This window comes from Streptomyces glaucescens (assembly GCF_000761215.1).
GTDB lineage: Bacteria > Actinomycetota > Actinomycetes > Streptomycetales > Streptomycetaceae > Streptomyces > Streptomyces glaucescens_B.
This window is the reverse complement of sequence record NZ_CP009438.1, coordinates 662676-682805: the sequence shown is the minus strand read 5'-3', so window position 1 is coordinate 682805 and position 20130 is coordinate 662676. Positions and strand designations below refer to the sequence as shown.

The following is a 20130-nucleotide window of genomic DNA, read 5'->3' as shown; positions in this document are numbered from 1 at the left end:
AGGACACGGCGGGTGAGCGGCACTCCGGGCGAGGCGGCGGGGGCACGGCAGACGGTGTCGGTGGTGCTGCCGCTGCTGTTGCACGGCGAACCGGACTGGGACGAGGGGCCGTTGCCGTTCGGCACCGAGCAGCGGCCGTGGGACGCCGAGCGGCGCCGCGGCTACTTCGCGCCCGCGGCGGCCCGCGCGCTGTACGGAGGGCGCCGGCACCGCAGGACGTCCGTCACCGCGGGCCCGCTGGTGCTGGAGGGACTCGAACTGCTGCGGGTGGCCACGCCCCGGCAGCCCCGGCAGGCACTCGGCGTGCTCCACCTCGCCGTCCACGGCGCCCCTCTCCTGGACGTGCTGCGGGCGATCGGGCACCGGACCGGGGCGGGCCCCGATCCGCTGACCGGGCCACTGGACCCGGCCGTCCTGTTCGGCGGCGTCGCCGACACCGCGCCGCCCCGGGCGCCCTTCGCCCTGTCACGGCCGTACACCGTGGCCTTCCTCACCCCCTGCGCCACGCACACCGCCGTCCTGCGGGACGCCGACGGCGCGCTGCCCGCATCGGCCGACCACCGGCTGCGCGAGCTGGCCTCGCGGTCGACGGAGACCGACAACCCGTCCCCGCCGGAACGCCTCGCGGGCGTGGCCGCCGAGGCGATCCGCATATCCGCCGACTGGAGCGCCCTGGTCGGCCGGCACGGCGCGGCCTTCCTCGGCCACCGGCCCGACCGCGGCGCCGGCGACTTCTACGAGTTCGCCGCCGTCCAGGCCCGCGCGGTGTACCTGGACGCGCTGCTGCTGGGCATGATCCAGCGCGACCACCTCGACGCGCTCACCGACGAACTGTCCCAGGTCTTCGACGGCGCCCCGGGCCTGGCCCGGCGGGTGTCGGCCCTGGAGCGGAACATCGCGGTGTTCCGCAGCGCCTACTGGCGCCGTCACCAGACCGTGCACGGCCCCGCCGACGGCCTGCTGCGCGCCTTCCAGGCCCGCCACCGGCTGCCCGAGCTGTTCACCGACATCCTGGCCGAGGCCGCCGACTACAGCCGGATCGTGCAGACCCGGGAGAGCGGGCAGATCGCCGGCGCCCTCGGCGTGCTCACCGTCCTCGGGCTCCCGCTCGGCACCGCCCTGTCCGTCCTCCAGGTCCTGGGAGACGAGAACCCCTGGCACCTCCTGACCGCCCTCACCGGCGCCCTCGCCGCCACGGCCGCGGCCCTGACCACCCGGTACGGCCGTCTGGTGCTGGCCTCCCTGCGCGGCGAGCCGCACCGCCGCCGGCGCGGGGACTGACGCCGGCTCAGCGAGGGCGCAGGTCCACGATCCGCCGGATCTTGCCCACCGACCGCTCCAGGGACTCCGGGTCGACGATCTCCACCGAGACCGACACCCCGATGCCGTCCTTCACGGCCGCGGCGATCGATCGGGCGGCGGACTCGCGGACCTCGGGGCCCGCGTCCGGGCGGGCCTCCGCGAGGACCGTGAGGGCGTCCAGGCGGCCCTCGCGGGTCAGCCGCAGCTGGAAGTGCGGGGCCACGCCCGGCGTGCGCAGCACGATCTCCTCGATCTGGGTGGGGAAGAGGTTCACGCCGCGCAGGATCACCATGTCGTCACTGCGGCCGGTGATCTTCCGCATGCGGCGGAACACCCGCGCGGTGCCCGGCAGCAGCCGGGTCAGATCGCGGGTCCGGTACCGGACGACCGGCATCGCCTCCTTGGTGAGCGAGGTGAACACCAGCTCCCCCTCCTCGCCGTCCGGCAGCACCTCCCCGGTGAGCGGGTCCACGACCTCCGGGTAGAAGTGGTCCTCCCAGATGTGCAGCCCGTCCTTGGTCTCCACGCACTCCTGGGCGACACCGGGGCCGATCACCTCCGACAGGCCGTATATGTCGACCGCGTCGATCGCGCACCGCTCCTCGATCTCCCGCCGCATCTCCTCGGTCCACGGCTCCGCGCCGAACACCCCGACGCGCAGCGAGGTGCGGCGCGGGTCGACGCCCTGTCGCTCGAACTCGTCCAGCAGGGTCAGCATGTACGACGGCGTCACCATGATCACGTCGGGCTCCAGGTCCTGGATCAGCCGCACCTGCCGGGCGGTCATGCCGCCCGACGCCGGGACGACCGTGCAGCCGAGCCGTTCCGCGCCGTGGTGCGCGCCGAGCCCGCCGGTGAACAGGCCGTACCCGTACGCCACGTGGATCCGGTCGCCCGGCCGGCCGCCCGCCGCCCGGATCGACCGCGCCACCATGTCCGCCCACATGGACAGATCGCCCTCGGTGTAGCCGACGACCGTGGGCTGCCCGGTGGTCCCGCTGGAGGCGTGCACACGCCGGATCCGGTCCCGCGGCACGGCGAACATCCCGTACGGGTAGTGGTCCCGCAGGTCCGCCTTGGTGGTGAAGGGGAACCGGGCCAGATCGGCGAGCGAGCGGCAGTCGTCGGGGCGGACGCCGGCCTTGTCGAAGGCATCCCGGTAGAACGGCACGTTCGCGTACGCGTGCCGCAGCGACGCCCGCAGCCGCTCCAGCTGGAGCGCCCGCAGCGCCTCCGGTCCGAGCCGTTCGCCCGCGTCCAGCAGCTCCGTCGCGTCCGCCATGCCGACTGCTCCCTCACCGACCGTGCCGATCCGGGCGACCGATCATTCGGTAGCCGCCTTGGAGATCAGTAATCCAGTCCGGCCGTCACCGGCGCAAGGGGCCGGCCCGCACTTTCCGGCCCCCGCAACCCGGTTGCGGCCCGGCACCGGCCCCCCTCATGATCGCCACCATGCCCGCCTTCACCGCCCCCGACGGGACCCGCCTGACCTGCCACCTGCGCGGCACGGGCGGGGACGCCCCGCTCGTCGTCCTCCCCGGCGGCCCCATGCGCGCCTCCGCCTACCTCGGTGACCTGGGCGGACTCGGACGCCGACGCCGGCTGGCGCTCCTGGACCTGCGGGGCACCGGGGACTCGGCGGCGCCCGCCGACCCCGCGTCGTACCGCTGCGACCGGATGGTCGACGACGTCGAGGCACTGCGGCGGGAGCTGGACCTGGAGCGGCTGGACCTGCTCGCGCACTCGGCGGGCGGCAGCCTGGCGATGCGGTACGCCGCCCGGTACCCCGAACGGGTCGCGCGGCTCGTGCTCGTCACCGCCACACCGTGGGCCCTGGGCATGCCCGCCACGCCCGAGGACCGGCTGGCGGCGGCCCGGCTGCGGTCGGGCGAGCCGTGGTTCGAGCGGGCCTTCCCGGTGTTCCGGGCCTGGGTCGCGGGTGAGGCGGACTTCGACGACGCCGTCCTGCCCTTCTTCTACGGCCGCTGGGACGCCACGGCCGCCGCGCACGCCGCGCGCGAGGAGGCGGAGACCAACGAGCGGGCCGCGGACGTCTACGGCTCCGCGGGCGCCTACGACCCGCCCGCGACCCGCGCCGCACTCGCCGGACTGGCCGCCCCCGTCCTCGTCCTCGCGGGCGAACTCGACGGCGGCCCGCGCCCCGGGCTGGCCCGCCGCACCGCCGCCGCCTTCCCGCACGCCGAGTGCGTGGTGCAGCCGGGCGCCGGGCACTATCCGTGGCTGGACGACCCGCAGTGGTTCACGGGCCGGGTCACGGACTTCCTGACCGCCCCGCACCCGCCGCACGCCTCCTGAAAGGTCCCCCTCACGTGGCCTGTCGGCCGCGGGAAGCGGTCGCTAGGCTGACCGCGGACGACGAATCGGGAGGAGCACGGACGTGGCCGACAGCACCACCCAGCACAAGCCGCTGACCGGATGGGAGAAGCCCGAACTGGACCTGAGCCGGGCCGAATGGCAGTCCGGCAGCCGCGGACTGGGGGACGTCCAGATCGCCTTTGTCGAGGGGTTCATCGCGATGCGCAACAGCGGCCGCCCGGAGAGCCCGTCCCTGATCTTCACGCCCGCCGAGTGGGGAGCGTTCGTGTCGGGGGCACGGGAGGGCGAGTTCGACCTCACCTGATCCGGGGGTTCCCGCCGCTTTTTCCGGACACGCGATGCCGTACGGCGTTCCGGGGCCGCCGCCTGCGTCAGGCTGACCCCGGTAGGCGGCGGATCGCACCCCGGAGGTGAGGGACCCATGGACACCCTGCCGGTCATCGCGGCGTTCGACGGCTCGGACGACAGCGTGCGCGCCCTCGACTGGGCCCTCGACACCGCCCGCGGACGCGGGGCCACCCTGCGCGTGGTGCACGTACGGCAGTACGCGGCCTGGGCGCCGGCCGGGATCCTGGTGCCCCCGCCACCGGCCGGCCAGGACGACCCGGCACTCGCCGAGGCCCGCGCCCACCTCGCCGGGCGCCCCGCACCCCCGGCCGTGGAGTACACGGCGGGGGACGGCGCACCCAGCGCCGTGCTGTGCGAACTCAGCACCGAGGCCGGACTGCTGGTGCTCGGCTCGCGGGGACGCGGCGGCTTCGCCAGTCTGCTGCTCGGCTCCAACAGCCTGTCCACGGCGCGCGACGCCGAGTGCCCCGTCGTCGTGGTTCCCCGGCCGGGACGGGAGCAGGAGGACGTCCCGGCGGCGGAGCCCGGACCCCGCGTGGTCGTCGGCCTCGACGTGGACGGCCCCGACGACGCCGCACTCGGCTTCGCCTTCGCCGAGGCCGCCGCGCGCGACGCCCGCCTGATGGTGGTCGCCGCGTATCCCTGGCCCCTGCAACCGGGGGCGGGAGCGCCCGGTGAGCCGGTGTCCGTCCTGGTCGACCAGGACGCCGTCGAGCACGAGACCCGTGTCCTCGCGGACGGGTTCCTCGCCCCGCACCGCGCCCGCCACCCCGAGGTGCGCGCAGAGGCGCACGTGGTGCCCGGTGACGCGGCCGGCCGGCTCGTCGCGGCGGCCCACGGCGCCGAACTGACCGTCGTCGGACGCCACCGGCGCAGGCTGCTCGCCCCGGCCCGGATGCTCGGCTCGGTCACCCAGGCGGTCCTCCTGCACGCGCCGAGCCCGGTCGCGGTGGTGCCGCCCGCTCCACCGGAGGAGTGACCCCTTCCGGCCGCGCCGCCCCTCCTCGGCCCGGCGCCATCGGGGGCCGGGACCGGCGGGCCGGCGGCACGGGCGCACCGGACCGCTCCCGGGACGGCCGAGCACACCGGACACCCGCACTTTTCGCGACACGCCCAGCCGGCGGCCGTCCCCGCCGGAGACGGAACGGGCGGCGGGGAGCAGCGGGGGACCGGCGGGCCCTCCCCGGCCCGCGAGGCCCACGGCGCCCGCCCGCGCGCCGTACGCCGAACGCCGGTACGCCGGGCCCGGCCGGCCCCGGCGCGGTACCGGTCTTCCGGGGACGACCCGGCCGCCCGGACCGCCGCTCCCGCCCGGCGGTCACGGCCCCCGGCCACGTACCATGGCGGCATGTCGTTCCTCCGCCGCCGCAGCGCCACTCCCGCAGGGCCCGACTTCGACGTACTGGCCATGGACCCGGGCGACTGGCCCGGGAACCTGGGCGCGGGTCTGCTGCCCGCCCCCGACGGCAGCTGCCAGGGCGTCTTCCTCCGCTACGACCTGTTCGGCGGCCGTGGCCCCGCGATGATCATCGGCAATCTCCCCGAGGGCTCCCCGGCCCGCGAGGTCGCCGAGGGCGAGGTCCCCTTCGAGGTGGCCCAGCTGCTGCTGGCGCTGGAGAACGACGAGGAGGTGACCGTCGTCGGCAACGAGGACGTGCCGGTGATGCAGGGCGACAACCTGCTGATCGTGCGCCGGATCAAGCTCTCCGAGGGCCGGATCTCCTGTGTGCAGTTCGACCGCAGCGACAACGTGCTGGTCACCATCGCCGCCTGGGACCGCCCCATCACCGACGACCTGTACGCCCTGCTGAAGCCGCTCCCGGCGGAACTGTTCCAGCAGGGCTGAGGCAGGCCCGGGCTACCCGGCCCGCACCACCTCGACATCGGCCGCGCGGACGAACGCCACCCGGTGGCCGTACTGGATCTCGTAGTAGAGGTCCTCACCGGTCACCACCCGGTGGGAGCCGGTGTCGAAGGTGACCGCGTAGTAGTACTCGCCGGGCAGCCGGTCACCCGCCACGTAGCGTTGTCCCGCCGGCAGCCGGTACGGCAGCGCGACCACCGGCTGGACGGGCACCCCCTCCGGGTAGGCGGAGGCCTCGGGGTAGGCGCGGCCGTAGACGGGGACGCCGGCCAGGCCCTCCTTCGGCGTCACCACCAGCCCTCGGGCCGGCACGGCGGCCGGGGACTGCCGCGGGTTCCGGAACCAGGCCTTCTGCCCGAGGTACCAGATCGCCGTCCACTCGCCGTCCCGGTCCGCCACCGCGTACCGCTGGCCGGTGGAGACCCGCGAGCCGATGTCGTTGACCCCGGTCGTCGAGTCGCCGCCGCCGGGCCGCAGGCCGATGTCCTTGACCAGCGGGTAGTGCGTGCCCGGACCGGAGTACAGCCGCACCGCGCTCGACCCGTGCACCGGGCAGGGCTCGCCCTTGGCGGCGCACCCCGTGAACTCGGGGCGGTTGGCGGCGTAGTGCGGGCGGATGGTCACGACGTCCGAACCGCTGCCCGCGGCCGGGTGGAAGGGCCGGCCCAGCAGCGTGAAGTAGTGCTGCCAGTCCCAGTAGGGGCCCGGGTCGGTGTGCATCCCGGGGACGCTCGACGCGGTCGGGCCGGGCACGTTGTCGTGGCCGAGGATGTGCTGCCGGTCCAGCGGAACGCCGTACTTCCCGGCCAGGTACCTCACCAGCCGGGCCGACGAACGGTACATCGCCTCCGTGTACCAGGCGTCCGGCGAGGTGAGGAAACCTTCATGCTCCAGGCCGATCGACTTGGCGTTCACGAACCAGTTGCCCGCGTGCCAGGCCACGTCCTTCGTCCTCACGTGCTGGGCGACATGACCGTCGGTGGAGCGCAGACTGTAGTGCCAGGACACATAGGTGGGGTCCTGGACCATCTTCAGGACACCCTCCCAGCGGCCCTCCGTGTCGTGCACCACGATGTAGTCGACGTCCTGGGAACGAGGCCGGTCGGCCAGGTCGTGATTGCCGTAGTCGCCGTCGCCGAACTCCTCGTACGGCGCGGGGATCCACTCGCACGACACCGTCGGCGGGCACTCGGTGCCCTCGGCGTCGGCGGCGCGCAGACCCGCCTGCCGCAACCGGCCGGTGTCCGGAACGAGGCCCGGCCGGGCGGGCAGGGTGATCCGCTGCCCCGCGTCGGTCCACCGCTCCTGGCCCGTGCGCAGCACGTCGTACACGTCGTTCGCGTACGCCGCCGCCGTCGCCCGGTCGTCCGCGCCGGAGAACCGGGCCACCGCCCCGTACCAGTCCGCCGGGTCCGCGCTGAGCGGCGCGCCCAGCTCCCGCTGGGCGGCGGCCAGCAGGGCGGCGCCGCCCGCGATGTTGGCGGCCGGGTCGGACCGCAGCCGCTCGGGCGCCAGGCCGGTCAGCGCCGCCGCCTTCGTCAGCGTCGTCAGGCGGGCCGGGAGGTCCGCGTCCCGCGGCACCCCGGCCGTGCGGGGCGGGAGCGGGCGGGAGTCGTCGCCGCGCGGATCCTCCGTGCCGTCGCCGTGGTGCCCGGGCGTGGTCGCCAGGGCGGTCCGGGCGTCGGTGAGGTGCATCGGGCCGTAGCCGCCGGTCACGCTCGGCGCGCCGCCGTGGGTGTCCCAGCGGGACTGGAGGTAGGAGACGCCGAGCAGCACGCTCTGCGGCACGTCGTACGCCGCGGACGCCGCGGCGAAGGCCTCCCGCAGACCGTCGGCGGACGAACCGCCCCCGGCGGGCGGAGCGGCACCGAGCAACGGCAGCAGCACGGCCACGCCGGCCAGGGCACCGGCGGCACGCCGGGCGCGTCCCGGTCCGGCGGCTCCACGGGAATCGGTGACGGGCATGCAGCCTCCAGGGACGGTCGGGCGCGATGAGCCGTACGGGGCCGGGCGTGTCAGTGGTACCGGCTCCCCGACGATCCGTCAATCATCCGGGACGCTGTGCGAATTGGCACGTCAGCGCGGTGCGAACGGGGTTTCGCGGTGACGGGGGACGGGCCTGCGGGGCGTCAGTGGCTTACACCAATGGGGCGCCGGCGATGGTCGGCCGGGGGAGGACATGGCGAGGTCCGCGGCACGCCGTCGTCATCGGCGCGCCACGGACCCGGCCGTCCCCGTCAGCGGGTGCCGACCGCCGCGCGCACGGCCCGTCGGGCCAGCTGGCAGTCGTCGTGCAGCCGCCGCAGCAGCAGCCGCTGTTCCTCACCGGTCGGCACGGCACCCGGGTGCGCTCCCGGTGCCGCCGCGGCCGTGTCCTGCATCGAACGCTGCACGGCCGTCTCGTAGGTGCGGATCTCCCGGGTGAGCACCAGCATCAGATTGACCAGGAACGCGTCCCGCGAGGCCGGGCCCGCGGACTGCGCGATCTGGCTGATCTGCCGCCGGGCCGCGGGCGCGTCCCCGAGCACCGCCCACAGCGTGGCGAGGTCGTAACCCGGCAGGTACCAGCCTGCGTGCTCCCAGTCCAGCAGCACCGGCCCCGCGGGCGACACCAGCATGTTCGACAGCAGCGCGTCCCCGTGGCAGAACTGGCCCATGCCCTGCCGGCCCGCGGCCATCGCGATGCCGTGCAGCAGCTTCTGCAGGTCGCCCAGGTCCCGGTCGGTCAGCAGTCCCAGCTCGTGGTAGCGGTTGATCCGCGCCGCGTAGTCCAGCGGCGCGTCGAACGTACCCGCCGGGGGCCGCCAGGCGTTCAGCCGGCAGATGGCGCCCAGCGCGGCCCGGATGTCCGTCCGCGGCGGGGCCGGGACCGGGTGCCGCTGCAACGCCGCGGCACGTCCCGGCATCCGCTCGACGACCAGGGTGCAGTTCTCCGGATCCGCCGCGATCAGCCTCGGCACCCGCACCGGGGGGCGGTGCCGGACGAACGAGCGGTATGCCGCTATTTCGTGGCGGATCCGCTCCGACCACGCGGGGGAGAGGTCCAGTAAGCACTTGGCGACGGTCGTGCTGCGCCCGGTGGTGCCCACCAGGAGCACGGACCGGCCGCTGCGGCGCAGCACCTGCACCGGCGTGAACTCCGGGCAGATCCGTTGCACCGACGCGATCGCCGTGCGCAGCCGGGCGCCCTGCGGGCCGGACAGATCGAGTCTCCCGCTCAGCGGTGGGGAGCCGAATCCCCCGCCGCGCCGCGCCGTGCCCTGACCGAGCACGGGGGAGGCCGGGCGGGCGGGGGCGAGGTAGGGGCCGCCGCCACCCGGGCGGGGGTGCAGCGGCCGGGGCGGGGCGGACACGGAGGACGATGCTGCGTACATGGGCGATACAGATCCCTTCGTGTGCCTGCGTCTTCAGCACGCCTCCCGTCCCGGCCGTCCGGGTGCACCCTGGGGAATGCACCGTGGTCCACGAGCGGCGACCGGGTCGGGGTGGCGCTTTCCTACCTGACACCGGATGACCGGTGGCACACCATCTGGCGGACCCTGGCGAACCCTGGCGAATAGTCGCCCGGCATGTCGCACCGGGCTAGTGTCAACTCAGCCGAGTACCTGGGGGCTTGACGTGAGCGGACAACCCAATACCCGCCTTGCGGACCTGTTCGGACTGGCCGGCTGGTCCAAGGGGGAGCTCGCGAGGCTGGTCAACCGGCAGGCGGCGGCCATGGGCCACCCCCAGCTGGCGACCGACACCTCGCGGGTGCGGCGGTGGATCGACACGGGGGAGATCCCGCGCGATCCGGTGCCGCGGGTACTGGCGGCCCTGTTCACCGAGCGTCTCGGCCGTGTCGTGACCATCGAGGACCTCGGTCTGGTACGGCACGGGCGTGCAGGGAGACGGCAGGGCGGCGGGAGTGTGGAGCATCCCGACGGAGTGCCGTGGGCGCCCGAGCGGACCGCCGCGGTCCTCACCGAATTCACGGGAATGGACCTCATGCTCAACCGACGCGGTTTGGTGGGCGCGGGTGCCGTGCTCGCCGCGGGATCCGCCCTCAGCAGCGCCATGCACGACTGGCTGCGCACCGACCCGGCCCTGGCGGCCGACGCCCCCGACTTCGACGATCCCCTGCACGCCGACCCCGCTGGGTTCGACCGCTACGAGGCCGCCCCCATCGGATCGCAGGAGATCGAGGAGCTGGAGCGCTCGGTCGAGGTGTTCCGCGCCTGGGACGCGGCCCGCGGCGGCGGGCTCCAGCGCAAGGCGGTCGTGGGCCAGCTCAACGAGGTGGGCGGCATCCTCGCCTACCACCATCCGCCCCATCTGCAGCGGCGCTTGTGGGGCGTGGCGGCCAACCTCGCGGTCCTCGCGGGCTGGATGTCGCACGACGTGGGCTTGGAGCCCACGGCCCAGAAGTACTTCGTGATCGCCGCCCATGCCGCGCGGGAGGGCGGCGACCGGCCCCGGGCCGGCGAGGCGCTCTCCCGGGCGGCCCGCCAGATGGTGCACCTGGGCCGGCCCGACGACGCGCTGGACCTGATGAAGCTCGCCCAGTCCGGTTCCGGCGAGCAGGTACTGCCCCGCACCAAGGCGATGTTCCACACCATCGAGGCGTGGGCCCAGGCGTCCATGGGCAAGGGCCAGGCGATGCGCCGCACCCTCGGCCGGGCGGAGGACCTGTTCGTCTCCGACAAGGGCGACGTGCCGCCGCCGAGCTGGATGCAGCTGTTCAACGAGGCGGATCTCTACGGCATGCAGGCCCTGGCCTACCGCACCCTCGCGGAGTTCGAGCCGGCGGCGGCCGGGCACGCCCGGCACTACGCGGACAAGGCGCTGGCGCTGCGGGTCGACGCGCAGGAGCGGTCGAAGATCTTCGACCACCTCTCCATGGCGTCCGCCTGCTTCATCGCCGACGACCCGGAGCAGGCGGCCGGGTACGCCCGCCTGGCGCTGGTGTCGATGAGCTCCAACTCCTCGCGGCGCACCTGGGACCGGCTGCGCCAGATGTACCGGCTCACCGCCGAGTACGCGACCTATCCGAAGATCCGGGAACTGCGGGAGGAGATCAGACTGGCGCTGCCCAGGGACCAGGCCAGGAAGCCGGGCGGCGGCACCGCCCGGGCGTGAGCGGTACGCCGGGCGGACCGACGACCGGCACCGGGGGGACCCCGCGGGGCGCGCGTGCTACGCGCTCACCCTGGCGACGAGCAGGCAGGCGTCGTCCTCGCGCTCGGTCCCGCCGACCTCCGTCACGACCGTCCGCACACAGTCCTGCGCGGTGTGCGCACCGGCGAACCGCGGGGCCAGGGCCAGGAGGCGGTCCACGGCGGCCGGATCCGCCGCCGCCCGCCCGGGCACCAGTCCGTCGGTGTGCAGCAGCAGCAGGTCGCCGGGCTCCAGGGTCTCCTCCGCCTCGCCGTAGGCGGCACCGGAGGTCGCGCCGAGCAGGACGCCGTCCGGCGCGCTCAGCCTGCGCCCCGTCCCGCCGCGGAACAGCAGCGGGGCGGGGTGTCCCGCGTGGGCCCACACCAGGGTGCGGGTGGCGGGCCGGTAGCGGCAGCAGACGGCGCTGCCGAGGGCGGGCCGGACGGTGGTGTCGAGCAGCTGGTTGAGCCAGGCCAGGAGCTGGCCCGGCCGGGTGCCGGCCATCGCCATCCCGCGCAGCGCGCCGAGCAGCATCGCCATGCCGGAGGTGACGGCGGGGCCGTGGCCGGTGAGGTCGCCGACGCTCAGCAGGGTCTCGCCGCCGGGCAGTTCGAGCGCGTCGTACCAGTTGCCGCCGACCGGTGCGCTCGCCGCGGCGGGCAGGTGGTGGCCGGCCACGTGCAGGCTCCGCGGGCCCTGACGCGGGAGCCGCAGGGTGCCGTGCCACGGTGGCAGCACGGCCTCCTGCAGCTCGACCGCGAGCCGGTGCTCGGTCTGCGCGCGGTGCCGGTGGCGCTGGAGCGAGTCACGGGTCTCGCTCACCTCCCGCCGGTCGCGGCGCAGTTCGCTGACGTCGCGCAGGACCGCCCACATCGAGGCGGTGCCGCCGTCGGCGTCGAGCACGGGCTCGCCCATCATGTGCACGGTGCGGACCTCGCCGTCGGGGCGGACGATCCGGAACTCGCCGTCGATGCGCTGGGCGTCGACGAGGCAGTCCGTGACCATCGCGGTCAGCTCCGGCCGGTCCTCGTCGAGGACCAGGGACGGCAGTTCGTCCAGGGTGAGCGGGGCGGTGGCGGGGTCGCGGCCCAGGATCGCGTACAGCTCCGCGGACCAGGTGGCCGTGTCGGTCAGCAGGTCCCACTCGGCGCTGCCGACCCGGCCGAGCGGCGAGCCGCCCGTGGGCGGCAGCGGCGCGCGGCGCCCGGGCGGCACCGCGGGGACCGGCGTGGGCGGGGGGCCGTCCCGCAGCTGGGCCAGGTGTTCGTCGAGGTCGTCCAGCTCGTGCAGGGCCAGTTCGTACAGGGCGCGTTCCCAGCGGCCGTGGGGGTCCGTACCGTCCGGCCGCGCGTCCCGCCGTACCGCGTCCACCTCGCCCTTGAGCCGACGCGCCTGGGTGATGAGGGCATCGACCCGGCCGCGTCCCGGCGGCGGGGCGGACGGGCGGTCCGCGGAGAGGGGGGACGGCATGACGCACTCCGATGAGGGGACGGTTCGGCCAGGGCGGGCGGTGGGACCGGCTACGACTGTTGCACAGCCGGCGGGGGCCCGTAAGGCATTTGGCGACACACGATCCGGTGGTGCTTCTGGCATATGCCACAGTCTTCCCGGAGCGCCCGCGGCGTAGCCGGGAGGTACGGCGCGGGGGGACCAAGTCGTATGAGCCGTACGCGAGTTGGTGGATCGCGGGGTAGCGGGAACGGCGCTCGTCCGGCTGTTCGACGGGCTGGTGTTCCGGCTGAGGTGCGGTGACCCGGCGCCGTGACGCGGATCACAGAACGTGGCGGGCTCCCGCGCGCTCGTACTGGCACACCGGCACGATCGCCCACCGCAGGGAGACCGACCATGGACCTCGCCCTCCAGCAGTGCGCCAGCGCCCGTCTGATCACGGCGGACGAGCGGCACCAGGACGTGCCCGCCGTGCTCCGGTACACGGCCCACGACCCGTTCGCGGTGCACTTCGACTTCCCGCCCCAGGCCGCCCTCGACGGGGAGGCGGTCAGCTGGACCTTCGCCCGCAGCCTTCTGGAGGAGGGGCTGCGCGGCCCCGCCGGCACCGGGGACGTGCACGTGTGGCCGTGCGGCCCGGACCGCACGGTCGTGGAGTTCCACTCCCCGTACGGGCTGGCACTGCTCCAGTTCGACACGGCCGCCCTGGACCGCTTCCTGCTGCGCACGTACGCCCTGGTGGCGGCCGGCCGGGAAGACGTCGCCGAGGCCGTCGACCGGGGGCTGAGCGGCCTGTTCGGCGGGGTCTGAGTCAGCCGCCGGAGCCGGCGTACAGCGGTGGGCGCTCGGCCAGTTCCACGGCCACCCGGCCGCCGCCCGCCAGGGACCGCACCCCCGCCTCGGCCACCGCGGAGGCCGCGTACCCGTCCCAGGCGCTCGGCCCGGTGACCCGCCCCCGCCGGGTCGCGTCGACCCACGCCTGCACCTCGCGGTCGTAGGCGTCCGCGAACCGCACCAGGTAGTCCCGCGCGACCTCCTCACGCGCCTCGCCACCGGCCGTGACGACCATCGTGTGCTGCTCTCCCACCCGCGCACCGCCCGCCTCGCAGACGGCCTCGCAGCGGACCTGGTAGCCGAAGCCGCAGTTGACGAACACCTCCACGTCGACCAGCACGCCCGCCTCCGTCTCGAACACCACGAACTGCGGGTCCAGCAGTCCCTCGGGAGCCAGCGCGGAGGACCGCGGCCGCAGCACGGTCACGGCCGTCAGCTCCTGGCCCAGCAGCCAGCGGGCCGCGTCGATCTCGTGCGAGACGGAGCTCTCCACGAGCATCGCGCTGGTGAAGCCGGGCGGCGAGGAGACGTTGCGGTGGACGCAGTGCAGCATGAGCGGCCGGCCCAGCCGCCCGCTGTCCAGCAGCTCCTTCAGCCGCCGGTACTCGGCGTCGTACCGCCGCATGAAGCCGATCTGTGCGAGCCGCCGCCCCAGCCGCGCCTCGGCCTCGACCACCCGCAGCGCACCCGCGGACCCCGGCACCATCGGCTTCTCGCACAGCACGGGCAGGCCCCGCGCGAACGCCGCGCGCAGCGCCTCCTCGTGCGCCGGGCCGGGCGAGGCGACCAGTACGGCCCGCACGCCCGGCGCGTCCAGCGCCGCCTCGGTCTCGGTGTGCACGCTGACCCCGTCCAGCCCGGCCACGGCCTCCCGCGCGCGGTCGGTGTCGGGATCGGCCACCGCGGCGACCCGGGCGCCGCTCACCACCCGGCCGAGCCGCCGTATGTGGTCGGCGCCCATGTGTCCCGCGCCCAGTACCGCCACGCCCAGCAGCTCGCCCACGCCCGCACTCCCTCGTCGCCGACCGTCCCGCCGGTAGCGTACGGGCCGGGCCGCGGGCGCCGTCAGTACCGCAGCACCCCGGCGATCCCGCCCGCCCCGCCCAGCGTGCCGTCGGGGACGAAGCGCACCTCGGCACCGGTCTCCAGGCACCGCTCGACGATCTCGTCCACGATGTCCTCGCGCGCGTCCAGGTCACCGCTCCCGGCCGGGACCAGATGCCCGCCGTCGTCGCGCACCGTCACCCGGTAGTTCTCCTCCACGGCCAGCAGCCGGACCCGGGCCTGCTTGGCGTTCTGCCAGACCTCGTCCACGCCGGCCGCGAACTCCCGGTGCCCGCGCGCCGCTTCCAGCTCGTCGGCCACGCTGTCCACACCGCGGGCCTCCTCCGCCTCGACCAGGGGGCGCACCGCCTGCCACACCGCGTCCGCGGAGGCGCCCGCCAGTCCGCCCTGCGGCACGCGCGCCGCGCCCTTGGTGGCCTCGCCGACCCCGTCGAGCAGGGACAGCGCGGCGGGCTGGCCGGTCACGTACAGCGGGCGCGGGCTGTCGCGCAGGACGGCGGTCATCGCCCGGTCGGCCTCGCGCAGGAAGTGGCGGGTGTCCTCGTCGCGGTAGGCGCTCGGCTGGTCGCCGACGCGCTGCAGCCGCTCGGGGTCGAAGTTGTCGCTGCCGCGGACCATCGGGAAGCCGCCGGAGCGCTCCTCGACGACCCGGCCGGCGCCGCCGTTCCACAGCGTGACGCGGTCCGACGCGACCGACAGCACCCAGAACGGCCGCTCCGCGGCACGGGCGGAGACCAGGTTGCGGGTGAGGAAGGTGTCGGAGAGCACCACGCGCTCGGGCACGGTCCGGGCCAGCGACCACACCTGGTGCTCACCCGGGGCGGCGAAGATCACCAGGCCGTCCTCGGTGTGCGTGAGATCGACCTCGGCGAGCGCCCGGTCGAGCTGGGCGACGACATCGGCGCGCCGGTCACGGGGGACGGCGGGGTCGTGCTCCAGCTGCTTCTTCGCCTCCGCCACCACATTGCGCAGCCGGACCGGGTCCTGGGACTTCTCCGGTTCCCGGCGGTGGGTCGGCGTCAGCACGGAGACCGCGGGGTAGGGACGCGGGCGGCGCAGCTCGGCGAGGACGGCGGGACTGAGTGCGTGCTCCATGACAGCACCATAGGACCGATCGGCCTCTCGGGCATTCCGCGAGGAACCGGACATCACTCGCCGTCCTCCGCGCCGCACGAGCTGCCGTTCGCGGGCAGCCTGCCGTACAGCAGGAAGTCGTCGATCTTGCGGTGGACGCACTTCGACGAGCCGTAACCGGTGTGCCCGTCGCCCTTGTTGTCCAGGACGACGGCCGAGGGGCCGAGCCGCCGTGCGGTCTGCTCGGTCCAGCGGTACGGCGTGGCCGGGTCGCCGCGGGTGCCGACCAGCAGCAGCTTCGGGCTGTCGACGTCCTTGACCTCGTCGCGGATGAAGTCGGTGCCGCGGGGACGGCCGTAGCACATGAGCGCCTCGGTGAGGCGGTACCGGCCGAAGACCGGGGAGGCCCGCTCGTACGCGGCGCGCAGCCGGCCGAGGTCGCGCTCGATCTGGCCGGCCGTGGGGCGATCGGGATCGTCCGCGCAGTTGACCGCGGTCAGCGCCGCCACGAGGTTGTCGAGGGGGATGTCCTCCTCGTCGGCGAGGCCGCCCCCGGCCTCCGGCCCGCCCGCGCGACGGCCCGTCTGCTCCCGGCCGTCCGGGAACCGGTGGCCGCCGGACGTGAACGCCTCGATGTGGCGGGTGTCGCCGTCCTCCATCAGCGAGGCCAGCGCCCGCTCCAGCGAGGGCCACAGCTCCTTGCTGTACAGGGCCTGCCCGATGGCGCCGACCAGGTCCTGGCCGCCGAACTCGTAGCCGAAGTCCGTCGGCACCGGGTTCTCGTCCAGCGAGCGGACCAGCCGCCGCATGTCCTCCCGGGCCCGGCGCGGGTCCTGCCCGAACGGGCAGGCGATGTCGCGGGCGCACCAGTCGAGGAAGTCGTCCAGTGCCGTCTGCTGTCCCCGGGCCGTCGCGATGCCCTGCTCGGTGAGCGGTTCGGTCAGGGTGTCGACGCCGTCCAGCGCGAGCCGGCCCACCCGGTCGGGGAACTGCTTCGCGTAGACCGCGCCGAGCCGCGTCCCGTACGAGAAACCCAGGTAGTTGAGCTTCCTGTCGCCCAGCGCCTGACGGATGACGTCCAGGTCGCGGGAGACGTTCACGGTGCCTATGTGCGCCAGGACCGGCCCGGAGTGCTTCGCGCAGGCCTCGGCCTCCGCCCGCAGCCGGTCCAGCAGCTCCCGCGGATCGCGCAGCACCTCGTCGGCGTCGTCGGCGCCCTCGGGGGGCGGCTCCGTGCCGTAGGTGTCACCGCAGCTGACGGGGGAGGAGCGGCCGACGCCGCGCGGGTCGAAGCCGACCACGTCGTAGCCGTCGGTCAGGTCCAGGTAGGCGCGGCCGCCGGCCGCGAGACCGGCGACGCCCGGGCCGCCCGGCCCGCCGAAGTTCAGCACGATCGAGCCCCGCCTGTCCCCGCTGGCCCGGTGGCGGGCGAGCGCCAGCTCGAGGGTGCCGGTCTCGGGCCGGGCGTAGTCGAGCGGGACCGTGACCTTGCCGCACTGCAGGTCCTTCGGCATGTCCGCGCCCTCGCACCTCCCCCAGGAGACCGTCTGGCGGTAGAACCGGGACAGGTCGGGCTGGCCGCCGTCGTCCGCGGCCGCCGCCGGAAGACCCGCGCTCAGCAGCGTCACGGCGAGCGCCCCGACGAGGGCGCGGCGCCGCGGTGCGGGCCGAGTCGACGACTGTGCCGGCATCGATGCCTCCAGGGCGCCGGGCTGCGGAGCGGGGACGGCACCCTCGCTCACGATAAGCGGGCACCGCGGGGGGCGCCCGCGGACGGGCGAGGCCGCCGGAGACGGCGTACCGTGCCCGCTCCCGGACACCGCGCGGCACCGCTCCGCCCCTCGCCCGTTCGACCACACCCTCACTCGATGGGATGAACGGTGCCCGGGCACGGCCCGCTGCCATAACCCCGGGGCCCCCGACCGCGTTCTGCCCGGTGCGGGCGAGTGCTCGCGTATCTGTTTGGGAAGGCAGGGACCCCATGCTACGGGTTACCCGAAACGGTGTGATCGCCGTCGCCGCCGCGTCCGGCGCGATGGCCCTCACGATGCCCGCGCACGCCGACTCCACGGCCGACGGCGTCGCGGCCGGCTCGCCCGGAGCGGTCTCCGGCAACACCCTCCAGCTTCCGGTGCACGTGCCGGTCAACGTGTGCGGGAACACCGTGAACGTGGTGGGGCTGCTCAACCCGGCCGCGGGCAACACCTGCGCCAACGAGGGCGGCGGGCACGACAAGGAGTCCTCCGGCACCTCCGGCGGCGGGGCCGTCGCCGAGGGCGGCACGGAGAACTCCCCCGGTGTGGTCTCCGGCAACGGGGTGCAGCTCCCCGTCGACCTCCCCGTCAACGTCAGCGGCAACACGGTGGACGTGGTGGGCATCGGCAATCCGGCCACCGGCAACGAGTCGGTGAACACCCCCGGTGAACCGGACCGGCCCAGCGGTCCCAAGCCGCCCGAGCCGCCCGTCACCCCCGAAGAGCCCACCGAGCCGAAGTCACCGCCCACGGCGGACCCGGGCCCGGACCCCGTGCCGCACGCCGAGCAGCCGCCCGAGGTCTCGCTCGCCGACACCGGCACGGACGCGGCTCTCCCCCTGGCCGCGGGCGCGACGGCCCTCGTCCTGGGCGGTGCCGCCCTGCGCCGCCGGTTCAAGCCGGGCGACGCGGCCTGACCGCCCCGTCCACGGAAGGCCCACCGGCACGTCCGGGAGGGCCTTCCGCCGTTTTCGGCGTGGTCGTGGCGCCGGCGTCGTCCGGGAGCGGGGCCTGTGCCTCCGTACGGCCCCGCACGGCCCGCGCCCCGCCTCCGGCCGACCGCCGCCGCGCCGGCCCGTGGTCGGCCCGCGCGCTGCGGCGTCAGGAGGCGCGGGAGGCGAAGAACCGCCGGTGCAGGGCCCGGACGGCGTCGGTGAGCTCCGGTACCGGCCCGTCGACCGCCACATCCGGGGCGACCTGCGCGACGGGCAGCGTACGCACCGGCGGGGCGGGCACTCCCCACTCGGTCAGCCAGCCGGACAGCTGCTCGGAGGACGCCACGTACACGATCCGGCCGAGGCCCACCCAGGCGTGCGCCGCGGCGCACATCGGGCAGTGCTCCCCCGAGGTGTACACGGTGGCCGCCGCCCGCTCCTCCGGCGTCAGGTGCGCGGCCGACCAGCGGGCCAGCTCGAACTCGGGGTGCCGGGTGCGGTCGCCGGACGCCACCCGGTTGTGGTCCTCGGCGAGCACCGTGCCGTCACCGCCGGCCAGCACCGATCCGAACGGCTCGTCCCCGGCGTCCAGCGCCTGCTCCGCGAGTTCCACGCAGCGCCGCAGATACGGCAGCTCGGTGTCCTTCACGACCATGGTGCACGACCCTCCTCGCGACGTGATCCCGCCAGCCTACGCAGCACCGCGCCGAGCCGGGCCGGGTGGATGCCGCAGGCGAGTCCGGGGGCACAGGGCGGGGCCGGTCGCGGCGGACCCGCCCCGTGCCTCGGGCCGTCGCCGGCGATCCACGACGGTCATCCACATGCCGAGAGTGCCGCGAGCTGGGCCTCGCGCACCGGTGCGGTCTGACCTTGGACCAGCAGGAACATGCCCTCACGGGCCAGCCGCTGGGCCGGGCTGTCCAGGCTCATCGCCCGTCCGCCGCCGGCCACCACGGCCGCGGTCGTGGCGCTGCGCATCAGGTCGAACGCCCGGGTGCGCAGCGCCAGCCGCTCCCCGACATGCTCCTGCGGGACGGGATGGTCGGCGAGCGCGTAGGCCCGGCGGCGCACGTCGTCGAGCCCGGCGCGCAGGGCCCCGGCCGCCTCCTGTCCGCCGGGGGCGTCCGCCAGCAGCCGCAGGGCCGCGTACGCCACTCCGAAGACGGCCGGGGAGGCGTTCGCGCTGCGGGGGAGGTCGACCCGGGCGAACTCCTCCCGCGGGGTGCGCAGCACGACCGACTCCTCCGGCACCCGCAGGCCGTCCAGCTCCAGGGACACCGTCCGGGCGGCGGTGAGCGCCGCGAGCCGCATCGGCGCCGAGGCGCGCAGGCCCGGCTGCTCCCGGGCGCGGGTGAACGCGAACACCACCTCGGCCGCCTCGGTGACACCCGCCAGCAGCATCACGTCGTTCAGGCCCCAGCCGGTGTACCAGGGCACCGTGCCGTCGAAACGCCAGCCGTCGCGCTCGGCGGTCGCCCGCACCGGAACCCGCGGGTGGGCGCGCACATGGGCGTATGCGATGCCCGCCAGCAGTTCGCCGGTCGCCAGCGGGCGCAGCAGACGCTCGCGCACCGGCGCGCCGGACCGGGCCAGCATCCGTACCGGGGTGTGGTGCTGCGTCTGCACGAACCAGGTCGAGCCGCAGGCCCCCGCCAGGATTTCCTGGATCTCCCGGGCGACCGCGTCCGGCGCCCCCGCCCCGCCGTACTCCCGCGGCGCGCTCACCCCGAGCACCCCGGACTCCCGTACGGCCGCCAGGTGGCCGGAGGGCACCTCGTCGCGGTCGACCCGCTGCGCCCACGGGACGAGCAGCTCCCGCGCGAGCCGGCGGGCGCGGACGACGAGCGGGTGCGGTGCGGTGGTGGTCATGGGGTCATTGTCCCGGCCGCGGGCGCCCGCGGCCGGGCTGCCCCCGGGGAGCACCGACCCTCCCCGGGGGCGCGCGGGGAGCGGCGCGCCCGCTCCCCGCGCGCAGCGGGCCGACGGCCGTCGCTGCGTGGGTCACTTCCGGCGGGACGGGGGTTTCGGATGC

General features: G+C 75.3%; 17 protein-coding genes. 8 read left to right on the top strand and 9 right to left on the bottom strand.

The features are described from left to right. Positions 1 to 12: 12 nt before the first annotated feature. The gene (locus SGLAU_RS02940; RefSeq protein WP_043498092.1) at positions 13 to 1281 is read left to right on the top strand and encodes a hypothetical protein; all 1269 of its coding nucleotides are present in this window, start codon (positions 13 to 15) and stop codon (positions 1279 to 1281) included. 7 nt (positions 1282 to 1288) lie between these two features. On the opposite strand, the gene paaK is transcribed toward SGLAU_RS02940, so the two are convergent. Next, positions 1289 to 2584, bottom strand: coding sequence for a phenylacetate--CoA ligase PaaK (paaK, locus tag SGLAU_RS02935; RefSeq protein WP_043498090.1), 1296 nt, complete (start codon positions 2582 to 2584; stop codon positions 1289 to 1291). Positions 2585 to 2754: 170 nt separating this feature from the next. Here paaK and SGLAU_RS02930 point away from each other — a divergent pair, with 170 nt between their 5' ends. The 4 genes from SGLAU_RS02930 to SGLAU_RS02915 all read left to right on the top strand — a co-directional run bounded on the left by SGLAU_RS02930 (position 2755) and on the right by SGLAU_RS02915 (position 5833). Further along, positions 2755 to 3618 (top strand): alpha/beta fold hydrolase, encoded by an 864-nt coding sequence (locus SGLAU_RS02930; protein WP_208868876.1) that lies wholly within the window; start codon positions 2755 to 2757, stop codon positions 3616 to 3618. An 82-nt stretch (positions 3619 to 3700) separates the two neighbouring features. Then, complete coding sequence (locus SGLAU_RS02925) at positions 3701 to 3943, top strand: DUF397 domain-containing protein (protein ID WP_043498084.1); 243 nt, start codon at positions 3701 to 3703, stop codon at positions 3941 to 3943. A 117-nt stretch (positions 3944 to 4060) separates the two neighbouring features. Next, positions 4061 to 4966 carry a universal stress protein gene (locus tag SGLAU_RS02920; protein WP_043498083.1) on the top strand — a complete coding sequence of 302 codons (906 nt, stop codon included), beginning with the start codon at positions 4061 to 4063 and terminating at the stop codon, positions 4964 to 4966. Between the two features lie 369 nt (positions 4967 to 5335). Then, positions 5336 to 5833 (top strand): hypothetical protein, encoded by a 498-nt coding sequence (locus SGLAU_RS02915; protein WP_043498081.1) that lies wholly within the window; start codon positions 5336 to 5338, stop codon positions 5831 to 5833. 12 nt (positions 5834 to 5845) lie between these two features. Here the strand turns inward: SGLAU_RS02915 and SGLAU_RS02910 are convergent, their stop codons facing one another. Together SGLAU_RS02910 and SGLAU_RS02905 are read right to left on the bottom strand one after the other, a co-directional pair. After that, positions 5846 to 7816: an N-acetylmuramoyl-L-alanine amidase gene (locus tag SGLAU_RS02910; protein ID WP_043498079.1), complete on the bottom strand. Its 1971-nt coding sequence runs from the start codon at positions 7814 to 7816 to the stop codon at positions 5846 to 5848. A 272-nt stretch (positions 7817 to 8088) separates the two neighbouring features. Beyond that, positions 8089 to 9225 (bottom strand): aminoglycoside phosphotransferase family protein, encoded by a 1137-nt coding sequence (locus SGLAU_RS02905; protein WP_043498077.1) that lies wholly within the window; start codon positions 9223 to 9225, stop codon positions 8089 to 8091. A gap of 244 nt (positions 9226 to 9469) precedes the next feature. On the opposite strand from SGLAU_RS02905, the gene SGLAU_RS02900 reads away from it, so the two are divergent. After that, positions 9470 to 10969, top strand: coding sequence for a hypothetical protein (locus tag SGLAU_RS02900; protein WP_043498076.1), 1500 nt, complete (start codon positions 9470 to 9472; stop codon positions 10967 to 10969). A 57-nt stretch (positions 10970 to 11026) separates the two neighbouring features. On the opposite strand, the gene SGLAU_RS02895 is transcribed toward SGLAU_RS02900, so the two are convergent. Then, positions 11027 to 12457, bottom strand: a complete 1431-nt coding sequence (locus tag SGLAU_RS02895; RefSeq protein ID WP_043498074.1) for a PP2C family protein-serine/threonine phosphatase — start codon at positions 12455 to 12457, stop codon at positions 11027 to 11029. 375 nt (positions 12458 to 12832) lie between these two features. Between SGLAU_RS02895 and SGLAU_RS02890 the strand changes: the two genes are divergently transcribed. Beyond that, positions 12833 to 13246, top strand: coding sequence for an SsgA family sporulation/cell division regulator (locus SGLAU_RS02890; protein ID WP_043498072.1), 414 nt, complete (start codon positions 12833 to 12835; stop codon positions 13244 to 13246). Position 13247: 1 nt separating this feature from the next. On the opposite strand, the gene SGLAU_RS02885 is transcribed toward SGLAU_RS02890, so the two are convergent. From SGLAU_RS02885 to SGLAU_RS02875, 3 genes are all read right to left on the bottom strand, one after another. Continuing rightward, the gene (locus SGLAU_RS02885) at positions 13248 to 14273 is read right to left on the bottom strand and encodes a Gfo/Idh/MocA family protein (protein WP_043498070.1); all 1026 of its coding nucleotides are present in this window, start codon (positions 14271 to 14273) and stop codon (positions 13248 to 13250) included. A gap of 62 nt (positions 14274 to 14335) precedes the next feature. Further along, positions 14336 to 15430 (bottom strand): chemotaxis protein, encoded by a 1095-nt coding sequence (locus SGLAU_RS02880; RefSeq protein WP_043498068.1) that lies wholly within the window; start codon positions 15428 to 15430, stop codon positions 14336 to 14338. A 53-nt stretch (positions 15431 to 15483) separates the two neighbouring features. After that, complete coding sequence (locus tag SGLAU_RS02875; RefSeq protein ID WP_043498066.1) at positions 15484 to 17100, bottom strand: alpha/beta hydrolase; 1617 nt, start codon at positions 17098 to 17100, stop codon at positions 15484 to 15486. 290 nt (positions 17101 to 17390) lie between these two features. Between SGLAU_RS02875 and SGLAU_RS02870 the strand changes: the two genes are divergently transcribed. Next, positions 17391 to 18080 (top strand): chaplin, encoded by a 690-nt coding sequence (locus SGLAU_RS02870; protein WP_078957566.1) that lies wholly within the window; start codon positions 17391 to 17393, stop codon positions 18078 to 18080. 184 nt (positions 18081 to 18264) lie between these two features. Here the strand turns inward: SGLAU_RS02870 and SGLAU_RS02865 are convergent, their stop codons facing one another. Then, positions 18265 to 18753: a nucleoside deaminase gene (locus tag SGLAU_RS02865; RefSeq protein ID WP_043498064.1), complete on the bottom strand. Its 489-nt coding sequence runs from the start codon at positions 18751 to 18753 to the stop codon at positions 18265 to 18267. 158 nt (positions 18754 to 18911) lie between these two features. Continuing rightward, the gene (locus SGLAU_RS02860; RefSeq protein WP_043498062.1) at positions 18912 to 19967 is read right to left on the bottom strand and encodes an acyl-CoA dehydrogenase family protein; all 1056 of its coding nucleotides are present in this window, start codon (positions 19965 to 19967) and stop codon (positions 18912 to 18914) included. Between the last annotated feature and the right edge of the window lie 163 nt (positions 19968 to 20130).